The sequence below is a fragment of the Pokkaliibacter plantistimulans genome (genome assembly GCF_003194385.1).
In the GTDB taxonomy this organism is placed as follows: domain Bacteria; phylum Pseudomonadota; class Gammaproteobacteria; order Pseudomonadales; family Balneatricaceae; genus Pokkaliibacter; species Pokkaliibacter plantistimulans.
Genome location: NZ_LAPT01000115.1, coordinates 1 through 24476 on the forward strand (window position 1 = coordinate 1; position 24476 = coordinate 24476).

The window sequence follows — 24476 nt, forward strand, 5'->3', positions numbered from 1 at the left end:
TCAGGCCATCCTGCCAGAGGGTTTATTGTTGCTGGAGTAGTCCGGTAGCGATGCGTTTTAACAGGTCGTTGAAAATCTATCTGCGTTGCCGAATACCGCGTCAAAAACAGGCTCACAGCCGAAGGCTGAACGTGCTTTAGCACGGCCCCAAAGGGGCGAGCAAAGCGAGTCAAATGCTCATTTAGTTCACTAAACTCCGCTTTTTCGCCTGTGTTTTCCTTGTCTCGGCTGCCTCGATAACGTTTTTCAACAGCCTGCTAAACGACGAAGAAAACGACCATAACAAAGCCACTGACAAGGGAGATAACCACCATGCAGCAACTATTATCAGGGAAGCCAACATCACGGCAGCGTCTGTCCCATATCCTGTTCTTCGTACTGGCCCTGCTGAGTGCCGGTGTGACGTCACCGGTGCTGGCGCACATGGCGATTCAGAGCACGGAGCCTGCTGACCAGCAGGTACTCGCGGCTGCACCCAGCCACATCACCCTGACGTTCCCGCTGGCGGTGACCCTTACCAAGGTCACCGTGCAGCCTGCGAGCGGTGAGGTGATCAACCTGCCGCTGGAGCGCGTTGCGAAAGCAGAGCACCAGATAGCTTCGCCAGCACTACCACAGGGCAGCTATACCGTACGCTGGATTTGTCTTGGCCATGATGGGCATAAGATGTCCGGTGAGTTCGGCTTCGTCGTCAAACCATGATGCTGGCTACGTTGTTAGGGTGGGAGGTGCTGACCCTGCTGAGCAAACTGGGCAGCTATGGCGCGATGGCCGCACTGGCAGGCGCGCTGTTTATGCGCACCTGTCTTTATTCTGCGGAGGTGGAGCCATGGCTGCTCCGCTATCTGTGGGTAGGTTGTGGCGGCACACTGGTGATGACCCTGCTGGCCTTTCTGATTCAGGTAGGGGCGCTGGCAGAGAACGGCGTAGCAGGGATGTTTGACTGGCCGCTCGCGGCCATGCTGTGGTCATCGGGCAACGGCACCACCACCGGGCTGCGCCTGCTGGCGGCGGTGCTGGCCTTGCTGAGCAGTGTTTTTCTGACCCGTCACAGCCTTTATCGCTGGCTGTCTGTTGCCGTGGGCGGGTTGATGGCCGCTTCATTCGCCAGCAGTGGTCATATGGCCACGCAGGGCAGTGCTGCGGCGTTCGCGGTGGCCCTGCATGCCCTGACGGCACTGATCTGGATGGGGAGCCTGCTGCCGCTCTGGCAGCACCTGCGGCTGACGCAGAGCAACCGCTCCGCGGCGGTACTGACACGCTTTGGTGAACTGGCAGGGTATGGGGTGGCCGTGTTGCTGCTGGCCGGAGTCTTCATGCTGTGGCGCATCAGTGGTGGCCACTGGCAGGGGCTGGTGGATTCTGTTTATGGCCAGAGCGTGCTGATCAAGCTGCTGCTGGTGAGCGGATTATTGCTGCTGGCCGCGCTCAATCGCTGGCAACTGGTGCCAGCGTTGCCCGCCAGCAGCCGCGCACTTGACCTGTCCCTGAAAGTGGAAAAGCTGCTCGGGCTGGCGGTGTTGCTGGTCACGGTATTGCTGACGACCCTGATGGGGCGGGAAGGCTGATCTGCTGCACACTGGTGCGCATTTACTGCAGCTGCACCTTGACCTGATTACGACCAGCGGTCTTGGCGGCGTACAGGGCGCGGTCAGCCACTTCCAGTACCTGTTTCGACTCGATCGGGCTGGAAGTATCTGTGACACCGGCGCTGAAGGTGACGGTGAAGGTTTCTTCGCCCGCCTGAAACTGCAGTTTGGCAAAGTCCTCGCGAATCTGGTCGATAACCCGGGCGGCATCCTCGCTGGTGCTCTGCGGCATCACCAGAGCGAACTCCTCACCCCCGTAACGGCCAATACTGTCAATCTTACGCAGACGTTGGCGCAGCATGTTGGCCAGAGTACAGATAACGTTATCCCCGGTCAGGTGGCCATAGGTGTCATTGACCCGTTTGAAATGGTCAATATCCAGCATGACCACACTGGTCACCTTGTTGAAACGCCGTGCGCGCTCTGTCTCAAGGACGACCTGCTCCTTGATGTTGGCGTGAGTGATCAGCCCGGTCAGGCTGTCTCGCGACAGAGAATTGGCCAGGGTGCGGGCGCGGCGTACCCGGGCGAAGACGGTAGTAATCAGCGTCTGATCACCCACCGGTTTGGTAATGAAGTCATCTCCGGCCCGCAGCAACGCATCCATCTGCCGGTGTGCATCCACCACACCGGACACATAGACGATGGCAATCTGCAGCAACTCATCATGGAAGCGGATAATCTGCGCCAGATAGGGGCCGGGGCACTCCGGCATATTGACGTCGAGCAGAATGATTTCCGGGTGAAAGCGCATCAGGGTAGGGTAAATCTCCGCCGGATTCTCCTGCACTTCCACCATCATCCCGGCGGCACGCAGTATTAATGCGTAGCGGGTCGACAGCTCACGGTCATCATCGATGATCAGCACCCGATAGGGTTCGTCTGTCTGACGGCGGAAGTAGCGTTCGAGACTGTTCTCCAGTGCCGAAAAGTTGACGGGTTTGCTGAGAAAACCACTGGCGCCAGCACTGGCAGCCTTGAGCTGGGTGGTGAAGTCATCCTGGCTGGCAAGTACAAACAGGGGCACGCTGGTACTGGCCTGTCCGTTACTCAGCATCGCCGCCTTGTTCAGCTGCGGATGGTGATCAAAGTCGACAATCAGGGCATGGGGACGCTGCAGGAGACAGGCTTGATGCAGCCGCTCCTCATCGGCGAACAGCTGCACCCGATAACCGAAATTGGTCAGGGTGTTCTGCAGGCTGTCGGCCATTTCCTGTTCGGATTCGAGAATATACAGCAGCGTGTCTTCCTGTTGCTCCGGGACCGGCTCAGGTGTCAGCAAGGAGGTCAGGGACTGCGGCGCTGTCGGTTGCGGTACGCTGAGGGCGTGCATAGCCTGCGCCAGTTGTTGCAAATAGCCTTGCTCAAGGCTGTCGAGGGTCAGCAGCTGATCGGTCTGCTGCTCCAGACTGCGGCAATCCTGCCCCAGCTGCTCAAAGCCGTAAGTCCCCGCGCTGCCGGCCAGCCGGTGCAGACGCTGGCGCAGATCGGCCAGTGCTTCGCGGGTGCTGGCGCCTGCGCCGGGCAGGCTGGCGGCAAGGTGTTGCAGAGCTGGGATTTCATTGCGCAGATGGGCGATAAACTGCTCGACCAGAAGTTGCAGTTGCTGCTGCAGCTCGGCGCCGCGTTCATCGATCATGGTGCTTGCTCCAGATATTCCTGACCTGACTGGCCAGTTGCATGGGGCTAAACGGCTTGATGATCACGTCACTGGCGCCCAGGCTATGGTAGTAGGCGACTTCTTCAGGCTGCACCTTGGCGGTCATAAAGGCCACCGGAATATCGGTCAGATCCACCAGTTTACGCAGGCGCTCAAGGGTTTCCGCGCCATCGATACCGGGCATCATGACATCGAGCAGGATAAAGTCAGGGGCGAAGGCCTGTACCTTGTCCAGCGCTTCCTGGCCGGAGGTACAGGTCAGCACCTCAAAACCGCCGACGACTTCCAGCGCCACCCGGGCTACCGCCTGAATGGAAGGATCATCTTCGACATGCATGATGCGTTTTAGCTCACCCATGGTTATGTGCCTTAGACATTAAACAGTTATCGCTCTCGCAGCGCGCTCTGGCCAGAGTCGTTTGCGGTATCAGTGCGGCAAACCATCTGGCCGGGCCTACGCCTGATCCAGATAAGTAAACCTCCCAAGAATAGGCGGCCCGGAGTTATGTTGCTACCGGTAATTTAGCGGTTGCTGACCTGACGGCACACTCCATCACTAAGCCGCTGCGCCCTGATGCTGTTGGGGCGTCTTAGGTTCATTTCTGGCCAGAATAGGCAGCTCGAACCAGAAGCAGGCGCCAAGCCCTTCAATGGAGTCAAAGCCGACTTCGCCGCCCATATGGCGGATCAGCTCCTTGCAGATGGCCAGCCCGAGGCCAGTGCCGCCCTGCTGACGGCGGCTGGATGAGTCGGCCTGACTGAACTGCTGGAAAATATGAGCGTGGAAACTGGCCGGTACGCCAGGACCAAAATCACGCACCTTGACTCTGACCCGGTGCGGGTAAGTCTCCGACTCGATCTCAATGACACCCTGTGCCGGCGAGAACTTGGCGGCGTTGGACAGGTAGTTGCTGATCACTTGCAGCAGGCGCTGGCTGTCCACTTCCACCTCAACGTCAGTGTGATTGAGCAGCTGGAACTGCACCGGAAACTCTTTCAGCAGCGACTGATTGAGGGTAATGGCATTTTCCAGCAGCGGTTGCAGGCGTTGCGGACGCAGCTCAAAACGCATCTGACCACGCCGCAGCTTGTCCATATCCAGCAGGTCATCAATCAGCAGGGTCAGGCGCTGGCTGTTGTCGTGGGCGATATCGAGCATGGCGGTCAGTTGCGCCGGGTTATCACCGACGACACCGGCACGTACCAGATCAAGGGCGCCGACGACCGCTGTCAGCGGGGTGCGCAGTTCGTGGCTGATGGTGGCGATAAAGTCACTTTTGATGCGCTCCATGCGCTTGAACTCCGTCAGGTCCTGAATCTGCAGGATCAGATAGTCAGCACCACTGGCACTGTTGACCAGTGCGGCACTTTCCCAGACATCAATCCAGTCGCCATCGGCACGCCGGTAGCGTTTTTCCTGCTGATAGTTCTGCTGCTGGCCTTTGCGCAGGGCATGCAGCATCTGTTTGCTGACGGGCTGATCCAGCGGATGAGTCAGCTCCAGCAGCGACTGGCCACCGAGGCTGCTGGCACTTTGTCCCAGCAACTGGCACAGGGTAGTGTTGCACTCCATCAGCAGGCCCTGAGGGCTGAGCAGGGCCATGCCCTGTGGCGCCGTCTCAAAGGCCCCGGCGAAGCGTTGCTGGCTCTCCGCCAGAGCCTGCAGAATCAGGGTCTGACGGCGATAGGCGCGACACAGGTTAAGCAGTAGCATGGCGGTCAGCAGCGAGACGGCAATGGCCAGGCCGTAGCCAAGGCGCTGATCCAGGATGGCCGTTCCACTGCGTGGCGCCACCAGCAGGCGCCAGCGCGTTCCGGCTGCGACGATGTCGTTGCTGACCGCTTCGCTGTCCAGCAGTTCTGTGCTGTTGCTCAGCTGCGGATGCTCATCTTCATCCAGATTGCGCAGGGCATAGCTGATGTGCAGCTGGGTCGCAGTCTGGCGCAGTGACTCCTGCACGGCATCGGCGTTGAGTACGGTACTGACGATGCCCCAGTAACTGCCGTCAGCAAGAAATACCGGGGCACGGAAGATCAGGCCCTGGCCGCCCTGGCGCAAGTTCACGGGGCCTGCCAGGATGGGACGCCGCTGGCGGATTGCCCGCGCCACACTCGGCCACTGGCTGGCGAGGTTGGGGTAGAACAGGCCAATAGCCTGCTCATTGCCCTTGAGCGGATAAACGTAGCTGATGCGGTTATCCGGGGCGATACCGATATTACGGATATATTTGCCCTGCTCCAGCAGACCCTTGATCCAGGGTTCCAGCGTATCGTGGTCGTACTGACCGTTCTGGGCGCGCAGATAAGACACCAGCCCGGAAGCCAGATAGAGGTTGCTGTTGAGTTCGGTATCAATCAGGGTGCGCAGTTGCCCCAGACTGACCAGTAATTCCTGCCGCTGTTCGTTGTCAAATTGCTGACGCTGCTGATGCAGGATGAATTCACTGACGGTCAGCATCAGGATCAGTACCAGCAGTGCCTGCCAGCCGCCACTGTACCAGGGGAGTCTGGCCCTTGGCGGGTTCAGTATCGGCTGAAACGCGGGAGAGGCCTGATGATTCATGATGCCACGCTCTCCCCGGTGCTGCTCAGTATCGGCAGTACAAACCAGAAGGTCGACCCCTGGCCTTCCTCCGAATCAAAGCCGATTTGTCCGCCCATCTGTTCCACCAGCTCACGGGAAATGGCCAGACCAAGCCCTGTGCCGCCTGCACGCCGTGTCGAAGACGCATCAACCTGACTGAACTTCTGGAACAGCCGTGTCTGGAATACAGCAGGAATTCCACAACCCTGATCCTGCACCCAGACTTTTACCTGCCCATCCTGCCACTCCGTGCCTATATCTACCCGCCCGCCCTGATGCGAAAACTTGGCGGCGTTGGACAGCAGGTTCAGCAGTACCTGATGCAGGCGCACTGAGTCCACCATGACCTCCACATCGGCCAGTGGCCCGATATGAAAGTGCACCTGATATTTGCTGGCATAACCGCTGCTGCTGCGGCAGGCTTCGGTAATGATCGGTGGCAGTGGCTGGCGACGGGGGTGAATGGAGAGCTTGCCAGCGACGATCTTGTCCATGTCCAGCAGGTCATCCACCAGCTGGCACAGGCGCTGGCTGTTGTCCCAGGCCACATCCAGCATGGAGCTCATGGCCGCGGGTGCCTGCCCGACGGCCTGACCATGAATCAGATCCAGCGCGCCATAGATGGAGGTTAGCGGGGTGCGCAGTTCGTGGCTGATGATGGAGACAAACTCACTCTTCATCAGTTCTACTTTTCTGCGTTCGCTGATGTCCTGCAGAAAACCATCCAGCCAGCGTAACTGGCCGTGCTCGTCATACTCAGCCCGGCCACGGTCCTGTACCCAGATCAGACGGCCATCGGCATGCAGCAGCTGATAGCTGATGTCGTAGGCCAGCTGGCGGGAAATCGCCTCTTCAATCTGTGCCTGCACGCGTTGCTGGTCGGCAGGGTGAATCAGGCTGGCAGGTGTTTGCGCGCTTAGCTGGGCCAGCGCATAGCCGGTCAGGTCACTGAAGGCATCGCTGCAATAGCTGAAAGGCTGCCAGGGGTCGGCATGGCGGCGATAGACCATGCCCGGCAGGTTCTGCAGCATGCCGCGATAGCGGTTTTCACTTTCCTGCAGGGCTTCACTGGTCTTGATCAGTTGGGTCATGTCGATGGCGACACCGAGGAAGCCCTGGATATTGCCTTCGCTGTCCTGAATGCGGGTGGTGGTCAGCCTGACCTGGCGTGCTTCACCGTTCTTGCAGATATAGGTCCATTGCCGGGTTTCGCTACCTTCGGTCTGGGCTTGGGTGACAAACACCTCAAAGCCGCTGATGGGGTAGCCATACAGCTTGCTCAGATAGCGGCCGTGTGCCTCCATTTCTGCCTGTACATGAAAGATGGCAGGGCTGGTCTTTCCCACCAGTTCTTCTGCGCTGTAACCGAGCAGGCGTTCGGCACCGGTATTGAAGAAACTGATGGTACCCAGCGGATCGGTAGCGATCATGGCCACTCCGGTGGAGGAGTCGAGAATGGCCTGCAGGTAGGCACGGGAGCGACTGATTTCTTCCTGCTGGTGACGGCGCTCAGTGATATCGGTAATAAAGCCGTGCCAGAGTATGGAGCCGTCCTCCAGCCGTTCAGGGGTGGCATTGCCATCGAGCCAGATCAGGCCTTTCTGGGGGTGATGGGCGCGATACTGATGATGCCAGGGCTGCAAGGTGTCGGCGGACTGCTGGATGCTGTTCATCGTCTCTTCGACATCATCCTCATGAATCAGCCCGAAGACCGCGCTGGCATCCTCATTCAGCTCCTTCGGTGACAAACCGTAGATATCCCTCACGCCCTCACTGATGTAGGGAAAGTGGCGACTGCCATCTGCCCGCCGACGATACTGGAACACCATGCCGGGCACATGGGCAGCAATCTTCTGCAGTCGCTGCAGTGCTGAGCGTTGTTGCTGATCATGCAGGTGCTGCTCCAGCATGGTGCCTACCCAGCGGGCAAACAGCCGCAGAAACTCCAGCTCAGCCTCATCGAACGGCTCCTGGCGCGGTTCGGGTGAGGAAAAGTTGAGGGTGCCGTAGATCCCGCCATCCACCATGATTGGCGTGCCGATATAGGTCTCCAGCTTGAAGTGGGTGTAGCACGGGTGTCTGGCATGGACCGAGTCGCGCATATGGTGGATGGCGATGGTGCCGCCGCGTTCGGTGACCAGCTGACAGTAGGTGATGCCCAGCGAGAAATGCTGATGATCCTGCAGGGTGTCGGGTGGTGAATATTGCAGCAGCACTTCGTAATCGTCTTCTACGATACGGCTGATGATGGCATAGGGCAGCTGGAAGTAATCGCTGCCCAGTGCCAGCGCATAACGCAGGCTGGCGAGGCGGTCGTTACCGGGCAGCCCGGCGATATCGTTCAGCGCACGCAACGCCCGCTGGTGGCGCAGGGCTGTGCTGGTCTGATGGCGGGCCATCGCTTCCAGTGCCTGCTCACGTTTGAGCTTTTGCAGCAGCTCCAGCTTGTTAATGACCTGCCGTGCGAGTCGCTTAAGGGCGCTGCACTGGGCAGGGTTGAGGTCCCGTGGGTGCTGGTCAATGACGCACAGGGTGCCAATACGCAAGCCACCGGGGGTGATCAGCGGGGCGCCGGCATAGAAGCGGATATGGGGAGGACCGATCACCAGCGGATTATCGGCGAAGCGGTCGTCATCCTTCGCATCGGGAATGATCAACAACTCGTCACTGAGAATGGCGTGGGCACAGAAGGCCATATCACGGGGCGTCTCTCTGGCTTCCAGCCCCAGACAGCTCTTGAACCATTGCCGGTCTTTGTCGACCAGCGAAATCAGGGAAATGGGCACGCCGCAAATCTGTGCCGCCAGCTCGGTGACGTCGTCAAAAGCCTGCTCGGCGGCGGTATCAAGAATGGCGTAGCTTTGCAGGGCGGCCAGCCGGGCAGCTTCGTTATCCGCAACGACAGCGGGTTGATAGCGCGGGAGCGGTTTGGTCACACCCAGAGACTCCATAGCAACACCGGCGAGGTTCCGACGGGCTGCATTCCCTGTCGGCAGGCCGGAAGATAAACACTGAGCAACTTAACCTTATATGCTTTAACCAACAGCTTAGCCCCTGACACCGGGATGTCACGACCCGGCAGGCGGCTGGCGGCAAAGAGGGATGAGTTGACACCGACAGCACGGCATCGGTTAGTCCGCCGGTTAAAGAAATGCGGCGGTTGAACGGTGCGGTGAGAGAGCATCAGAACAGTAGGGGAGGAGGGGATGCCGGTCTGCCCATGACCGTGCCGGTAAGGGCAGACCGCAGAACGGCTTGATCAGGGGATCAGCATGGGCTCCAGACCATGTTTTTCCGCCAGTTGTCTGAGCTTGCCACTGCTCTTCATGTCGCTGACGAACTGGTTGATGGCCGCCAGCCAGCTGGGCTGGTCTTTGGCGATGGCATAGGCGTATTGAAAGCGCGGGCTGTCATCGGGAGCGCGCAGCAGGCTGATCCAGTCATTCTCCCTGATCAGTCGTTTGCCATAGGGGAAGTCCGTCAGAAAGGCATCACCTCGTCCGGCCTTCAGCCAGGCCTCACGTTCCTGCGGCTGGGAGACGATGACCAGCTTTGCCTGCTGTAACTGCTGCTTCATCAGATTCTCAAAGAAGGTGCCCTGCTGCACGATCACCAGATTGCCGGGCTGGTCCATATCCTGCCAGACACTGATGCGTGAGTTACGGTTACGCACGGCGGCATACATGGCGCTGGCCAGATAGGGCTGGCTGAAGTCCACCTGCTGCTGACGGGCGGGGGTGATAGCGATGCCAAACATGGCGATGTCGCAGCGGTCTTCGCTGAGATCATGGGCGAATTCTGCATGGCTGCTGGGGACGAACTGTACTGTTACGCCAAGGCGGCTGGCGAATTCATGCGCCAGATCAATATCAATGCCTTCTAGCTCGCCAGTCTTGGGATTGCTATAGCTGATCGAATAATATTGCGGCCAGATGCACGTCCGCAGTTCGTGACGGTTGAGTATGTCGTTTTGGCGATTGTCCGCCATACTGAACGCTGGCAATGTGGCGGCCAGTCCCAGGGCTGAGCTTAAGAGCAGAGTGCAGAGTTGTTTGCTGTGAGCGAGTGCCATGTTCATGTCGCTTCCTTGTGTCCGTTGATGCTGTGGGACTGCCCACCGACGGCCATTATTCTAGGAATCAGAGTTTAGTCAGTATTGATATATGTCAGCGATTGAAGAACGTAGCACTACACCCATCTTGAAAGGCCCCGCCATGCTCAGGCAGTGGCTGGTACTGGGGGGCTTTGTCGCCTGTATGCTGATTGCCCTGGTGGTGGTCAGTGGCGCTGCCTTTCTGCAGGGGCGTCAGCAGACGCTGGAGTCTGCCAGGCAATATGCCTCGCAGTCGGCCTCGCTCACTACTGATGCGGTCACCCGTACGCTGGAGCAAGTGCGCTGGTATGCCACATTGCTTGCAGAAGAGGCCGATGAGCATCCTTCAGAGCAAGCCTTGCAGGAGCGTATGGCTGACGTGCTGCAGCAATTGCCGGCATTGCGCTCCCTGAGCCTGTTCGATGTTGACCTTCAGGTGTTGCACAGTGCGCCCGAACAGCTGGGCGTTGAGGTTTCACCGGCGCTGCTGGAGAGCTGTGCGCATACCATCAACGGCCACCCGATGATGGCGGGCAGCCTGCGCCTTGGATCACCGCAACGTGGGCGCTGGCCGGGAGACAAGACGACGTCAGCCTCGTGGTACATCCCTGTTTGTGCCTTGCTGAGAAGCAACCATGGCCACGACTACTATATTTATGGCGCACTGGCCACGGAGTTTTTTGAAGACGTTTTTGCCGGGGTACAGACCAGTCAGGGGGGCGATGTTTCGCTGTACTCCTACCGTGGCGAGCTGCTGATGACGGTGCCTTTTCATCCGGATAATTTTGCCGCGCAGCTGGAGCAGCGGGCCCGTTCACAGAACCTGCTGGAACGTAATGCTTACGGTGAGCTGGATCTGCCGGGGCAAGTGAGCACCGGCTGGCTGGATCACTGGCTGGGACGTACCGATATCGGCGTGCTTGCCTACCGCTCACCGACCCAGTATCCACTGGTGCTGGAAGTGAATCTGTCACCGGATCAGGTATGGAGCAACTGGCGACAGTCGCGCTCCCGCCTGCTGGGGCTGCTGGCTGTGGTGGTGGTGATTCTGGGCTTGCTGGCGCTGTATGCCGCCTTTCATATCACCTGGCTGATGCGCAGCGAGCAGCGTAACCGCCTGCTCAGTGCCGCCTTACGCTCGGCGGCCAATGCGGTATTCATCACCGATACCAGCGGCCGCATCATCTGGGTGAACAAAGCCTTTGAACAGCTGACCGGCTACCGGCGTGAAGATGCTCTACAGCAACAACCCTCGATTCTTAACTCCGGCAAGCAGAGTAGCGCGTTCTACGAGCGCTTCTGGCGCACCATCAACAGCGGGCAGGTCTGGCAGGGCGAGGTGATCAACCGCACCCGGGAAGGCAAGCTGATCACCGTTAATCAGACCGTCACGCCGCTGCTCGACAAGAGTCAGCAGCCGCAGTACTACGTGGCGATTCATGAGAACATCACCGAGCAAAAACGCGCCGAACAACGTGCGCTGTACCTGTCACGCCATGACACCCTGACCCGCCTGCCTAACCGCTTGTGGTTTATGGAGCTGCTGGAGCAACAGATTCATGAAGAGACCGCGCCGCTGTCACTGATCTATCTGGATCTGGACCGCTTCAAGGAGCTTAACGACACCCTCGGCCATCCCGCCGGTGATGCACTGCTGATCACCCTGGCCAACCGCTTCCGTGCCATCCTGCCCAGCGGTGATCTGCTGGCCCGTCTGGGGGGGGATGAGTTTGCATTTATCGTCCATTCCTGCCGCGATGAAAATGAACTGGCGGTGATGGCTACGCAAATTCTGCAGGTCATTCAGGAACCTTATTTCTGGGAGCGTCAGCGTATCAGCATCAGCGCCAGCCTGGGGCTGACCTTCCGTGAGCCGGGTATGCTCAGTGCGCCTCTGGTACAGGCAGCCGAGCTGGCCATGTATGCCGCCAAGGAAAACAAGAGTGGCTATGCCTTCTTTGATATCAGCCTCAGCCAGCGGGTCAGACGGCGGAACATGCTGGAGCTGGCGCTGCGCTCGGCGCTGGATCATGACAGCAAGGGGCTGTGGCTGACCTTACAGCCGCAGGTGGATCTGCAGACCGAGCAGATTGTCGGTGCTGAAGTGCTGGTGCGCTGGGATCAGGCCGGGCCGGATGAGTTTGTGCCGCTGGCTGAAGGTAGCGATCTGATTCTGCTGCTAGGCGACTGGATTCTGGAACAGAGCCTGCGGCATTTGCAGGAGTTGGATCAGGCCGGGATTCATCTGCCACGCCTGTCTATCAACCTGTCGGCGGCGCAGCTGGAACGTCAGGCCGTGGCCGAGCGGGTCCACGAGCTGGTGGTGCACTATGGTATTGATCCCAGGCGGCTGGAAATGGAAATCACCGAAACGGCGCTGATGTCGGCTACCGAGCAGGTGCGCGAGAATATTCGCCAGTTCCGTATGCTGGGCATCGGTCTGGCGCTGGATGACTTCGGCACTGGCTACTCGTCACTGTCCCTGCTGAAGGACTGGCCGGTGCAGGTGGTGAAGATCGATACCTCCTTCGTGCGGGCCATCGGCGAGTCGGAAGCGGCTGAAAGTATCATTCGCGGCATTCTGGCCATGGGCCGCAGCATGGGGCTGCAGGTGGTGGCAGAGGGTATTGAAACCGATGAGCAGGCGGCGTTTCTGGTGGCGGAGCAGTGCCCGCTGGGACAAGGCTATCGTTATGCCAAGCCTCTTGTGCTGACGCTGTTTATGGAGCGCTGGCAGCAACAGAACGGTATTACGCAGGACTCTAAGTGAGACAGGCTGACTGACCCTTTTCAGGGCGCTCTGGCTGCACTCTTGCGGGTGCCGTGCTTCATCGTGGCCCACGCTGATCCGGGCTGAGTGCCGATATTTCCCTTAACCACATGAAATAGTTCTGTTTTTCTGATCTGGCCTGGGTCTTGCTTAGGTGCTCTTCTACAGGCAGATACAGGCTGTCAGCAGCGGCGGTAACGGCAAGGTCCGCTTACCTGTGCTGCTGGCAGGACAACAAAGGCGTTCTCTCCTACCGGAATTTCCGGCCGGGAGTGAACGCCTTTTTTGTTGGGCGCTATCTGCTGGCGACATTGATATAGCTGATTTGCGATGAGGACAGCAGCATGGACAAGATTGAACGTTTCAATCTGACCTCCTTCAGCGGCAAGATGAAAATCCTGCACCTGAGTTGGATCGCCTTCTTTCTGACTTTTGTGGTGTGGTTCAACCATGCGCCGTTACTGGAAGCCATTGCCTCCAGCCTGGGCCTGAGCAAGGCCGAGGTGAAAACCCTGCTGATTCTCAACGTGGCACTGACCATTCCCGCCCGGGTCATTATCGGCATGCTGACTGACAAGTATGGCCCGCGTCTGAGTTATGCCCTGCTGCTGGCGGCCTCCAGTATTCCCTGTTTCATGTTTGCCCTGGCCGATAACTTTGCTCAGGCGGCCCTCGGTCGTTTCCTGCTGGGCTTTATCGGGGCGGGTTTCGTTATTGGTATCCGTATGGTCAGTGAGTGGTTTCCTGCCCATGAGCTGGGCACCGCCGAAGGCATTTACGGTGGCTGGGGCAACTTTGGTTCTGCCGCGGCGGCCATGGTGCTGCCGACGCTGGCGCTGCTGTTCGGTGGTGCCGATGGCTGGCGTTATGCGATTGGTATCAGCGGCGCCCTGTGTCTGCTGTTCAGCGTGGTTTGGTATCTGCATGTCACCGATACGCCCAAGGGCTCAACCTATTTCCGTCCGAAACAAATCGCCGCCATGGAAGTGACCAGTGTGGGCGATCTCTATCTGCTGCTGATCATGAAACTGCCGATGTATGCCGCTCTGGCCCTGCTGACCTGGAAGCTGTCACCGCAGGGGGTCAACCTGCTGAGTGAACGGGCGGCGCTGATCATCTATGTGCTGCTGGCCGCGATCTATCTGTTCGATGCCTGGAAGGTCTGGCAGGTCAACGGACATCTGTTCAAGGCCCCGGTGCCAGCGCTGCATCGCTATAAATTCAGGCAGGTGGCGGTGCTCAACGTGCTGTACTTTGCCACCTTTGGTTCCGAGCTGGCGGTGGTGTCGATGTTGCCGCTGTTCTTCTCGGAGACTTTCGGCCTTGATCCGGTCAAGGCCGGGCTGGTGGCCTCTGCCTACGCCTTCATGAATCTGATGTCGCGCCCCGGCGGCGGCTGGCTGAGTGACCGTTTTGGCCGCAAGATTATCCTGCTGGTGCTCACGCTGGGTCTGGCGCTGGGGTATTTCCTGATGGCCATGATCAACAGCAGCTGGCCGCTGGTGGTGGCGGTGATTGCCGCCATGGCCTGTTCATTCTTTGTGCAGGCGGGCGAGGGGGCGGTGTTTGCCGTGGTGCCGCTGATCAAACGTCGCCTGACCGGGCAGATTGCCGGGATGACTGGCGCCTACGGCAATGTGGGTTCGGTGTTCTATCTGACCATTCTGTCGGTCACCAGCTATCAGGTGTTCTTCTCCGTGATTGCTGCCACGGCCTTGCTGGGCTTTGCCGTGCTGCTGCTGATGGAAGAACCCCGTGGCGAGATTGCCGAAGTGGGTGAAGACGGTGCCGTGCAGCTGATTCGCGTCAGCTGAGTGCGCTGCGAAAGGAGTGCCGTGATGAGTGTTGCCAGCGTCCTGCCTGCTGCCGCGATGTTGCCCTTGCAGGTCCGTTGCGGAGGCTATTCCAGCGCCGGGCTCAAAGCCGAGAATCAGGATGCCTTTGCCCTGCGTATGCCGCAGACCCGTGCCGAGCTGGGTAAAGGCATGGCCGCGCTGATCTGTGACGGTGTCAGCAGCAGTGCCCGCGCCGCGCAGGCCAGTCAGACCTGCGTGACCAGCTTTCTCAATGATTATTTCAGTACCCCCGAAGCCTGGGGCGTGAAGAAGTCGGTGGTGCGGGTGCTGGAAGGGCTCAACAGCTGGCTGTACCAGCAAGGGCTGCAGGGGCAGAGCATGCTCACCACCTTGTCACTGCTGGTGATCAGGTCGCAGACGGCCCATGTATTCCACATCGGCGACAGTCGCATCTACCTCTGGCGAGGCGGTCAGCTGGAGTGTCTGACCCGCGATCATCTGCAGCGCCAGCAGGAGCGCGATGTGCTCAACCGGGCCATGGGCGGTGATCCTCACCTGCAGGTGGATTACCACCGTCTGACGGTGGAGGAGGGCGATGGCTTCGTACTGACGACTGATGGCGTCCATGCTTTTCTGCCTGCATCGGACTGGCCGCTTACCCTGAATGAAGCGGGTAGCCGTGATCTTGAACCACTGGCTCAACGACTGGCAGAGCGCGCGCTGCAGGCCGGCAGCGATGATAACCTCAGCTGCCTGTTACTGCAGGTCGAGCAGCTGCCACACGCCGACAGCGAGGAAGCCGAGCGTCAGCTGGCCAGTCTGCCGGTGCCACCGGCGTTACAGGCCGGGCATAAACTGGATGGCTATCGGGTGCTGGAAGTGCTGCACGCCAGTCAGCGCTCCCATCTCTACCGGGTGGAAGATGAGCGTGACGGGCAACAATGGGCAATGAAGGTGCCGTCCCGCCACTTCGCCGATGACTTTGCCTATCTGCAGGGCTTTGCCCGCGAAGAGTGGATCGGCCGCCAGTTCCGGCATGAACAGGTGCTGGCCATGGCTGCCAACCCCCAGCCGCGTACCGGGATGTATTATCTGGCCGAGCTGATCATTGGCCAGACGCTGCGGCAGTGGATTGATGATCATCCGCAGCCGTCACTGGCGACCGTGCGTGCGTTGCTGAGGCAGATGGTGACGGCGTTACGCGCATTCCAGCGACTGGACATGGTGCACTGTGATCTGAAGCCGGAGAACCTGATGCTGACCAGCAGCGGCGTCCTCAAGGTGATTGATCTGGGCACCGTGGTTGTCACCGGCCTGCAGGAAGTGGCACCCCCGCAGGCGGAGGCTGTGCCGCAGGGATCGGTGGACTACGTGGCGCCGGAGTATCTGTTTGGTCAGCCAGCCAGCTTTCGTGCCGATCTGTTTTCACTGGCGGTGGTGGTCTATGAAATGCTCACCGGCCAGTTGCCCTATCCCTCACGCAGTCGCGAACAGTTGCTGAAAAGCCGCAGCTACGCCGACTGGCACTATATTCCGCTGGGGCGCTATCGGGCTGATCTGCCAACCTGGGTGGATGCCTGTCTGCGCAAGGCGCTGCAGCCCAACCCGGCCAGCCGTTATGCGGCCTTGTCTGAATTTCTGCAGGATTTCAGCGTCCCTAACCGCGCACTGGAAGCCAGTACATTCCGCGCGCCGCTGATTGAGCGTCATCCGCTGCGCTTCTGGCAGGTGACCAGTGCCATTTTATTGGTCCTGCTGCTGGTGAGTCTGTTGTACCGTACCTGAAGTAACCTTTCCGCTGTCATCCTGTTCCGCAATGCGCAAAGCGGTTGAGCGTTTTGTCCTGCCGCGTCTATTCTTGTCACATTGTTTTGCCGGTGAGGTCCAGATGGCCCCGGCAGATGCTTCTTTTCCCTGCCCGACGGAATCCCTGCTGTGAAGAATTGGACTCTGCGTAAACGTATTCTGGCCAGCTTCCTTGTTGTCGCGGCCATCATGGTGCTGATGGTGGTCATTTCTTATAGCCGCATGCTGGCGATCAATGATCGGGTCGAGACGGTCAGCAGCAACTCTGTGCCGGGCATGTATTACAGCACCATGATTCGTGGTGCCTGGACCGAAAGCTTCTTGCTGGTGCGGGAAATTCGGCCTGAGCTGCAGATGGACCGAGCTGCGTTTCTCGATAACGCTCAGAACCTGAAATCGCTGGTGCAGGAGTATCAGAAAACCATTGATGAGCAGGATGACCGGAGCCAGTTTGATGAGTTCCTGTCTGTTCTGGATGACTACAGCAAGGTACAGAGCCAGGTACTGGCGTTGTTTGACCAGCATCAGCCCGATCAGGCCATTCAGCTGATTGCACAGCAACTGCGGCCGCTGTGGCAGAAAGGCCGGGATAACCTGAACAAGATCATTGCCTACAACCGCGAAGTGTCACAAAGCTCGGTCAGTGGTATCGAGGATGCTGTGCTGATCGCCAATGCCACCATGTTCACGCTAATGGTAGTCATAATCGCTGCGGCATTGCTGTCAGGCTGGAGCCTGATGCTGGCCATCATGAGCCCCATCAATCATGTCCTTGCTGCTTTCCAGCAGATGAAGGAAGGCAATCTCACCACCCGTCTGCAGCTTAACCGTGAGGATGAGTTCGGCACCATTGAAAAAGGTTTCAATGGCATGGCTGAAGAGCTGATGGTGCTGGTGTCGCAAGCGCAGCGTTCGGCGGTGCAGGTGGCCACGGCCGTCAATGAGATAGCCGCCACCTCCAAGCAGCAGCAGGCCACCGCGACTGAAACAGCGGGTACCACTACCGAAATCGGCGCCACCTCGCGGGAAATCGCTGCCACCTCCAAGGAGCTGGTGCAGACCATGAACGAGGTGTCGACCTCGGCAGAGCAGGCGGCGCAACTGGCGGATTCTGGCCAGCAGGGGCTGGTCCGGATGGAAGACACCATGCATCAGGTGATGAGCGCGTCCGAGCTGGTCAATGCCAAACTGGCCGTACTCAACGAAAAGGCGGGCAGTATCACCCAGGTGGTGACTACCATCGTCAAGGTCGCCGATCAGACCAACCTGTTGTCCCTCAATGCCGCTATCGAGGCCGAAAAGGCTGGGGAATACGGCAAAGGTTTCGCCGTGGTGGCCACCCAGGTCCGCCGACTGGCCGATCAGACGGCGGTCGCCACCTACGATATCGAGCAGATGGTGCGTGAAATCCAGTCAGCGGTGTCGGCCGGGGTGATGGGCATGGACAAGTTCTCGGAAGAGGTGCGCCGTGGCATGTATGAAGTGCAGCGCATTGGTGACCAGCTGTCGCAGGTTATCCAGCAGATTCAGGCATTGGCACCGCGCATCCTGATGGTCAACGAAGGCATGCAGGCACAGGCCACCGGTGCAGGGCAGATCAACGAAGCACTGGTGCAGCTGAGCGAAGCCTCCAACCAGACGGTGGACTCCCTGCGTCAGGCCAGCTTCACCATTGATGAAATGAATCAGGTGGCCAGTGGTCTGCGTAACAGCGTGTCGCGCTTCAAGGTATAAGCGCGTGTGTGTGACTCGTAGCGGGGTGGCGCAGCGCGCTGCCATACAGGGTGGCAAGTCGGGAAGCCATGGCCGCCCTATCCGGAAATGCCGTAAAGAAGAGGCCTGCCATGAGTGAAGTGCAACAGGCTGCCAGCGGCAGTAACGCGCAGCAACGTGGGCTTTTTCTGTTGTTTCAGCTGGGTGATGAGCGCTATGCCTGCGATGTCGCCGATGTCGTCGAGGTGTTGTCGGTACCTGCGTTGCGCCCGCTGGCGGGCATGCCCGACTGGGTCGCCGGTATCTTTGTCCATGATGATCAGGTGGTGCCGGTGCTGGATCTTTGTGCGCTGACGCTGGGGCGACCGGCCCGTCGCCAGACCAGCACGCGCCTGCTGCTCAGCCGCTATGGCCGTGACGGGCAACAGGGCAGCGCCGCGATGGCACAGAGCAGTGCGCCATTGTTTGGTGTGCTGGTGGAGCGGGCGACCGCCACCCTGCGCTGCGGCGTGCACGAATTCAGTCAGCATGGTCTTGAACAGCGTGAAAAGGACTATCTGGGGCCGGTGCGTCGTGACGAACGTGGCTTGCTGCAACGGGTCAGTATCCAGCGGCTACTGACGGAGGAGGCTCATCGTCTGCTGTTCCCGGCTGACAAACTGCTGGCACTGACGCCATCGGCAGCAGGAGAAACGTTGTCGTGATTGCTGATCTGCGCTTTGCTCGCTTTATCAAGGAGCTGATCGGTCTTGATATCGACTCCATTGGCGCCTCGGTGGTCGAAGGCATTCTGCGGTATCGCCAGCAACAGGCTGGGCAGGCCGATCCGGAAGCGTACTGGCAACTGCTGCAACGCTCGGCTGAAGAGGTGAAGGCGTTGGTGGACGCCCTGCTGGTGCCGGAGACCTGGTTCTTCCGCTATGGCGAGTCGTTCACGGCCCTGACCCGTCTGGTCTGGCAGCGGCTGGGGAAGCAGCCCAGGCGGCCGCTGCGTATCCTCAGCCTGCCCTGTTCCTCCGGTGAGGAGCCGTACTCCATTGTCATGGCGCTGCTCGATGCCGGTATCGCTGCTGAGTGCTTTCAGGTGGAAGCGATGGATATCAGCGAGATTCAGCTACAGCGGGCTAAACTGGGGCTTTATAGCCGCAACTCCTTTCGTGGTCAGCACCTGAGTTTTCGTCAGCGCTATTTCAGTGAAACGGCGGCGGGCTATCAGTTGCAACCGCAGGTGCTGGCACAGGTCAGCTTCCGTCAGGGCAATATCATCGACAGCGCTGCGACGATGAGCAGCGACCGCTATGACATTATTTTTTGCCGTAACTTGCTGATTTACTTCGACAGAGCCACTCAGGAACAGGTGTTGTCCCGCCTGATGGCGACGCTCAGTGAAGACGGGTTGCTGTTTTCCGGGCCGGCAGAAACCACTGTGGTGATGGCGATGGGGCTGAAACCGCTGGGCATGCCACTGGCCTTTGTGTTTGCTCGCAACCAGGCTGAGCTACAGGCCGTGAAATGCCATGCTCGCTCAGGTAGCGTGCTGACGGGGGGAGCGGCCAACGTCGCGGTTCCGGATGACGATAAAGCCCCGGCCGCTGATGGGCTAAAACGCCTGCGCAGCTGGCTGGGAAGGCATGGCGGGAGCCACGGCGACAGTACACCTGCAGACACTGCACGGCAGGGCAAGGAGCGGAGTATTACCAGACGCCCTCTAGCAGCGGTGCCGGGTCAGCCTGTTCAGCACCCGCCTCACGACGCCTCGCTGGCAAATGACGCCAACAGCGAACTGGAACTGCAGCTACAACAGGTGCGTCAGCTGGCGGATCAGGGACAAACCGGCCGGGCGCTGGTGCTGTGCCGGCAGTTGCATCAGCAGCATGCCGAACAGCCTCAGGTGCTGTACTGGCTGGGATTACTGGCAGAAAGTGGCGGTGATCGTCTGGCGGCGCAGTCCTGGTATCGGAAAGTGCTGTATCTGCAACCTCGTCATACTGAGGCGCTAGGGCAACTGGCCGCTCTGCTGGAGGCCGAGGGCGAACACGTGGCGGCCAGCCGTTTGCGGGCAAGGATGATGGAGACTCATCATGGTTGAGCGTCTGGAGCATTTGCTCTCCAGCGAAGTACAGATTGACGACTGCTGGAATCGTATTGGTGTGCGTGGTGACCGCACCTGCGCCCGGCTGGCGGAACATATCCACTGCCATAACTGCCCGGTCTATGCTGACGCGGCGGTGCAGTTGCTGGATCGTTACGATCTGCAGGGGCTGACGGAGGGCAGTGATCTGCTCACCGCTGCCCAAGCGGATGCCGATGACGACAGCAGCGGTACGTCGGTGCTGGTGTTCCGTCTGGGAGATGAGTGGCTGGCGCTACCTACCGTGACGCTGGTGACGGTATTGCTTCCGTTACCCAGGCACAGCCTGCCGCACCGACGCTCGCAGGCGCTTGAAGGTATCGTCAACGTCGATGGTTCATTACTCGTCAGCATGTCATTGCCGCTGTTGCTGGAGCTGCCGCGTCGCAGTGGTGCCAGGGCCGCTTTGCGACCACGCCTGCTGGTAGTCGGTAACGAAGAGGGCAAGGTGGTGTTCGCGGTCGATGAAGTGCTGGGCGTACAGCGACTGACCCTGAATGATGATCGTGCCGACAAGGTCGTCAGCCCCTGCACCCGGGCCATCGTCCGCTGGCGTCAGTACAGTCTGCGTTTGCTCGACAGTGAGGCGTTGCTGCGGGTTGTGGCGCGTAATATGACGTAGACGCTGTTCGCTATCTGCTGCGAGTGGGGCTCTCCGCGTTGTTGAGGCAAAGCCAACGCAGATAACGTGACCTACGACGCTGAATGATTTCACCTTTGCCTTGTCATGATGGCCGGGCTGTTCATCCCGGACCCTTTGAAGGAAGAGCGCATAACCGATGCTTGATCCGATCATGCTGGAGCTGTTTCGCCAGGAAGCTGAAACACAGACGGCGGTTTTGACCGATGGTTTGCTGGCATTGGAGCGCAATCCGCAGCAGGCCGACCTGCTGGAGTCCTGCATGCGTGCAGCACACTCGCTCAAGGGGGCTGCGCGTATTGTTGACCTGCCTCTGGGGGGGGAGGTGGCCCATGTCATGGAGGACTGTCTGGTCGCGGCACAGGAAAACAGGCTGCTACTGGGGGCTGAACACATTGATCAGCTGCTGCAGGGCACCGATGTACTGCTGCGTCTGGCGCAACCCGACACCGATCCGCACGCCCTGAGCAAGCAGGCTGAAAAGGTGCAGCAGGGGCTGCAGCGCTTGCTAGAGAGTGGCTCAGTTGCTGGCGCCGCGGTGCCGATTCTGCCTGAGTCTGTGCTGGCCGAGCCAAACCTTGATGACATCAACCAGAGCCTGCTGCTGTCTGCCGCTGATGGGCCCGCTACGGTAAGTGCTATCGCAGCAGAGATATCCGCAGTATCGCCCGAGCCGCCGGACGTGTCGGCGCGTGCTGCCAGCAAGTCCGCTGCAGCAGACCGCGCTCTGCGCGTGTCTGCCGAGCAGCTCAATATCGTGCTGGATCTGGCCAGCCGAACCCTGGTGCGTTCCCATACCCTGATCCCCCGCATTGATGGCATGCAGCGGCTGAAACGTCAGTTCGGGGCGCTGGAGCGCAGCCTTGCCAGCCTGCTCAATGAAACTCAGGAGGCGGGCAACGTGGCCTCACTGGCTACCCAGCTGGAGGACACACTGGCGCAGCTGCGTGACAGCCAGACTCGTCTGCACGAGGGGCTGGGCTGGCTGGATGATTTTGCCTGGGATAACGAGCTGTGCGTGCAGCGCCTGTACGATACCGTGCTGGCGTGCCGCATGCGGCCATTCAGTGATGTGCTGGCAGGTCAGGCGCGCATGGTGCGTGATCTGGCCCGCTCGCTGGGCAAACAGGCTGAGCTGCAGCTGGTGGGCGGTCAGACACAGGTTGATCGCGATATTCTCGAATTGCTGGAGGCGCCGCTGACCCATCTGCTGCGTAATGCGGTGGATCATGGTGTTGAAGCAGTGGAAGTGCGGCGTCAGCGCGGCAAGGAAGAGTGTGGCGTGATTCGCCTGCATGCACGCCATCATGCCGGTATGCTGGTGGTCGAGGTCAGCGATGACGGTCAGGGCGTTGATCTGGACGTCTTGCGTCGACAAGTGGTCGAGCGGGGCTTCACTAAGGCGGAAACGGCAGCAAGGCTGACCGAGGCGGAATTGCTGGAGTTTCTGTTCCTGCCCGGTTTCAGCATGAAGCGTCAGGTCAGTGAGGTGTCCGGCCGCGGCGTGGGGCTGGATGCCGTTCAGCATCAGGTGCGACAGCTGCGCGGGATGGTGCGGGTCCGGCAGCAACCGGGAAAGGGGACTACCTTTCATCTTGAAGTGCCATTGACGCTCTCGGTAGTGCGCTGTCTGCTGGTAGACATCGGCGATGAGCGCTATGCCCTGCCGCTGGCACACATTGACCGGATGCTGCAGGTGGGGGCCGAACAGATTGTACAGCTGGAGGGCCATCAGCACTGTCTGGTGGAGGGGCTGCATATCAGTCTTATCTCCGCCCGCCAGATACTTGGCTATGCTGAGAACAATGAACACGCCGCCGAGCTGCCTGTCGTACTGATTGGCGACAGCAGCAACCCCTACGGTGTGGTGGTCGACAGATTTATCGGCGAGTCGACGCTGGTGACGGTGCCGCTCGACGCGCGACTGGGTAAATTACCGCATATCTATGCGGGAGCCGTATCCGAAGAGGGAGCGCCACTGCTGATTCTGGATGTGGAGGACATGCTGCGTGCCGCCACCAAGCTGATCAGCAGCGGGCGACTGGAATTTATCGGCCAGAGCGAAGGTGAACGCCAGCAACGCAAACGGGTACTGGTCGTCGATGATTCCCTCACAGTACGCGAGCTCGAACGCAAGCTGCTGCTCAATCAGGGCTATGACGTAGCGGTGGCAGTGGACGGTATGGATGGCTGGAACGCCTTGCGCTCCGAGCACTTTGATCTGTTGCTGACGGATATCGACATGCCGCGCATGGACGGCATTGAGCTGGTGACCCTGGTAAGAGGCGACCGTCGGCTGCAGCGTTTGCCGGTGATGGTGGTGTCATACAAGGATCGAGAGGAGGATCGTCGTCGGGGGCTGGACGCAGGGGCAGACTACTATCTGGCCAAAGCCAATTTCCACGATGATGCCTTGCTGGATGCGGTGAAGATGCTGATTGGCTCGCCCTGAATAAGAGCCTGTTCATTTGGGGAACTGCCACCGTCCGGTCGATGGAGCGTAAACGCGTTGCTGGCGGCAAGGGTGCGGCCTTTCCTGCCGTTATCAGGTGGCTACAGGCCCTTGATGGTGCAGTGGCAGTGTGGCGGCATGCTGTCAGCATAGTCCCTTACAGGAGAGCACAAAGGTGAGAGTTGCCATCGTCAATGATTCGCCTCTGGCGCAGGAGGTTTTGCGCCGAGTGCTACTGACTGCTCCTGGGTATCAACTTGCCTGGCAGGCCGCCAATGGTGCCGAGGCGGTAAAGCGCTGCGCTGATGATGTGCCGGATGTCATTCTGATGGATCTATTGATGCCGGTCATGGACGGTGTCGAGGCCACCCGGCAGATAATGGCCCATAGCCCCTGTGCGATCCTGATCGTTACTTCCGATGTGGAGCGACATATGAGTCGGGTGTTCAGTGCCATGGGCTATGGAGCGCTGGACGCAGTCAATACCCCCATGTTGAATGGCAGTGGGCTTTCTACGGCAGATCAGCTGGAAAGTACCGCGTTACTGCGCAAAATTCATAACATCCGCTGGCTGACGGCGGTCAATGGCAGCAAAGACAGTAAACCAGCAAGTGGTCAGAGTGAGCCGACTCAGGTCACCCAGTTGGTCGCTTTAGGCGCCTCTGCAGGCGGGCCGGCGGCATTGGCCGAGTTGTTGCAGCGGTTGCCGGGCGATTTCCCTGCGGCACTGGTATTGGTTCAGCATGTTGACGAAGTATTTGCTGCCGGCATGGCCGAGTGGCTGACATCGCAGTCGAATATTCCTGTCCGGCTGGCCAGAGAGGGTGACTGCCCGGTGGCAGGCCAGTTGTTGATGGCCGGGACCTCTGATCATTTGCGCTTGTCTACCGAAGGGCGGCTGTACTACACCGCCGAGCCGATGAGCCATGTTTACCGGCCATCGATTGATGTGTTTTTTACCAGCGTGGCACAATACTGGTCCGGCAATGCGGTCGGTGTACTGCTGACGGGTATGGGGCGTGATGGTGCGCAGGGTTTGAAGGCCATGCGTAACCGGGGGTTCATCACTCTGGCGCAGGATGAAGCCAGTTCGGCGGTGTATGGCATGCCCAAGGCTGCGGCAGCCATTGATGCTGCGAGTGAGATTCTGCCGCTACAGCACATGGTGGAACGCTTGAGCGCTGTGTTTTCCTGATGGACGCAGGCAGGGAGTGCGGTAAGAATTTTTGTCCGGACTGTTCG

At 59.5% G+C, this 24476-nt stretch carries 16 protein-coding genes; 11 read left to right on the forward strand and 5 right to left on the reverse strand.

Annotated features, from left to right (window positions below; all coding sequences use genetic code 11):
* The first annotated feature begins 312 nt into the window (after window positions 1-312).
* Together WH50_RS21740 and WH50_RS21745 are read left to right on the forward strand one after the other, a co-directional pair.
* Window positions 313-702 (forward strand): copper resistance CopC family protein, encoded by a 390-nt coding sequence (locus tag WH50_RS21740; protein ID WP_110189330.1) that lies wholly within the window; start codon window positions 313-315, stop codon window positions 700-702.
* Window positions 699-1568 (forward strand): CopD family protein, encoded by an 870-nt coding sequence (locus WH50_RS21745; RefSeq protein WP_110189331.1) that lies wholly within the window; start codon window positions 699-701, stop codon window positions 1566-1568. Before WH50_RS21740 ends, WH50_RS21745 begins: the two co-directional genes overlap by 4 nt.
* 22 nt (window positions 1569-1590) lie before the next feature.
* On the opposite strand, the gene WH50_RS21750 is transcribed toward WH50_RS21745, so the two are convergent.
* The 5 genes from WH50_RS21750 to WH50_RS21785 all read right to left on the reverse strand — a co-directional run bounded on the left by WH50_RS21750 (window position 1591) and on the right by WH50_RS21785 (window position 9911).
* Complete coding sequence (locus WH50_RS21750) at window positions 1591-3228, reverse strand: diguanylate cyclase (RefSeq protein ID WP_110189332.1); 1638 nt, start codon at window positions 3226-3228, stop codon at window positions 1591-1593.
* Window positions 3218-3607, reverse strand: coding sequence for a response regulator (locus tag WH50_RS21755; protein ID WP_110189333.1), 390 nt, complete (start codon window positions 3605-3607; stop codon window positions 3218-3220). The genes WH50_RS21750 and WH50_RS21755 overlap by 11 nt, the downstream gene beginning before the upstream one ends.
* Before the next feature lie 198 nt (window positions 3608-3805).
* Window positions 3806-5812, reverse strand: a complete 2007-nt coding sequence (locus WH50_RS21760) for a sensor histidine kinase (protein WP_110189334.1) — start codon at window positions 5810-5812, stop codon at window positions 3806-3808.
* Window positions 5809-8769 carry a PAS domain S-box protein gene (locus tag WH50_RS26695; protein WP_243410223.1) on the reverse strand — a complete coding sequence of 987 codons (2961 nt, stop codon included), beginning with the start codon at window positions 8767-8769 and terminating at the stop codon, window positions 5809-5811. The genes WH50_RS21760 and WH50_RS26695 overlap by 4 nt, the downstream gene beginning before the upstream one ends.
* A 323-nt stretch (window positions 8770-9092) precedes the next feature.
* Window positions 9093-9911 carry a substrate-binding periplasmic protein gene (locus tag WH50_RS21785; RefSeq protein WP_110189335.1) on the reverse strand — a complete coding sequence of 273 codons (819 nt, stop codon included), beginning with the start codon at window positions 9909-9911 and terminating at the stop codon, window positions 9093-9095.
* Window positions 9912-9996: 85 nt separating this feature from the next.
* Between WH50_RS21785 and WH50_RS21790 the strand changes: the two genes are divergently transcribed.
* The 9 genes from WH50_RS21790 (at window position 9997) to cheB (ending at window position 24429) form a co-directional block, all read left to right on the forward strand.
* Window positions 9997-12696: a putative bifunctional diguanylate cyclase/phosphodiesterase gene (locus tag WH50_RS21790; RefSeq protein WP_110189336.1), complete on the forward strand. Its 2700-nt coding sequence runs from the start codon at window positions 9997-9999 to the stop codon at window positions 12694-12696.
* A 344-nt stretch (window positions 12697-13040) separates the two neighbouring features.
* Window positions 13041-14510, forward strand: coding sequence for a NarK family nitrate/nitrite MFS transporter (locus WH50_RS21795; protein ID WP_110189337.1), 1470 nt, complete (start codon window positions 13041-13043; stop codon window positions 14508-14510).
* Window positions 14511-14534: 24 nt separating this feature from the next.
* Window positions 14535-16277, forward strand: coding sequence for a bifunctional protein-serine/threonine kinase/phosphatase (locus WH50_RS21800; RefSeq protein ID WP_243410225.1), 1743 nt, complete (start codon window positions 14535-14537; stop codon window positions 16275-16277).
* 150 nt (window positions 16278-16427) lie between these two features.
* Window positions 16428-18032, forward strand: a complete 1605-nt coding sequence (locus tag WH50_RS21805; RefSeq protein ID WP_110189338.1) for a methyl-accepting chemotaxis protein — start codon at window positions 16428-16430, stop codon at window positions 18030-18032.
* 110 nt (window positions 18033-18142) lie between these two features.
* Window positions 18143-18715, forward strand: a complete 573-nt coding sequence (locus WH50_RS21810; protein ID WP_110189339.1) for a chemotaxis protein CheW — start codon at window positions 18143-18145, stop codon at window positions 18713-18715.
* Window positions 18712-20100, forward strand: a complete 1389-nt coding sequence (locus WH50_RS21815; protein ID WP_110189340.1) for a CheR family methyltransferase — start codon at window positions 18712-18714, stop codon at window positions 20098-20100. Before WH50_RS21810 ends, WH50_RS21815 begins: the two co-directional genes overlap by 4 nt.
* The gene (locus WH50_RS21820; protein WP_110189341.1) at window positions 20093-20764 is read left to right on the forward strand and encodes a chemotaxis protein CheW; all 672 of its coding nucleotides are present in this window, start codon (window positions 20093-20095) and stop codon (window positions 20762-20764) included. The genes WH50_RS21815 and WH50_RS21820 overlap by 8 nt, the downstream gene beginning before the upstream one ends.
* 157 nt (window positions 20765-20921) lie before the next feature.
* Window positions 20922-23234, forward strand: a complete 2313-nt coding sequence (locus tag WH50_RS21825) for a hybrid sensor histidine kinase/response regulator (protein ID WP_110189342.1) — start codon at window positions 20922-20924, stop codon at window positions 23232-23234.
* A 175-nt stretch (window positions 23235-23409) separates the two neighbouring features.
* Window positions 23410-24429: a chemotaxis response regulator protein-glutamate methylesterase gene (gene cheB / locus WH50_RS21830; protein ID WP_110189343.1), complete on the forward strand. Its 1020-nt coding sequence runs from the start codon at window positions 23410-23412 to the stop codon at window positions 24427-24429.
* Window positions 24430-24476: the final 47 nt, after the last annotated feature.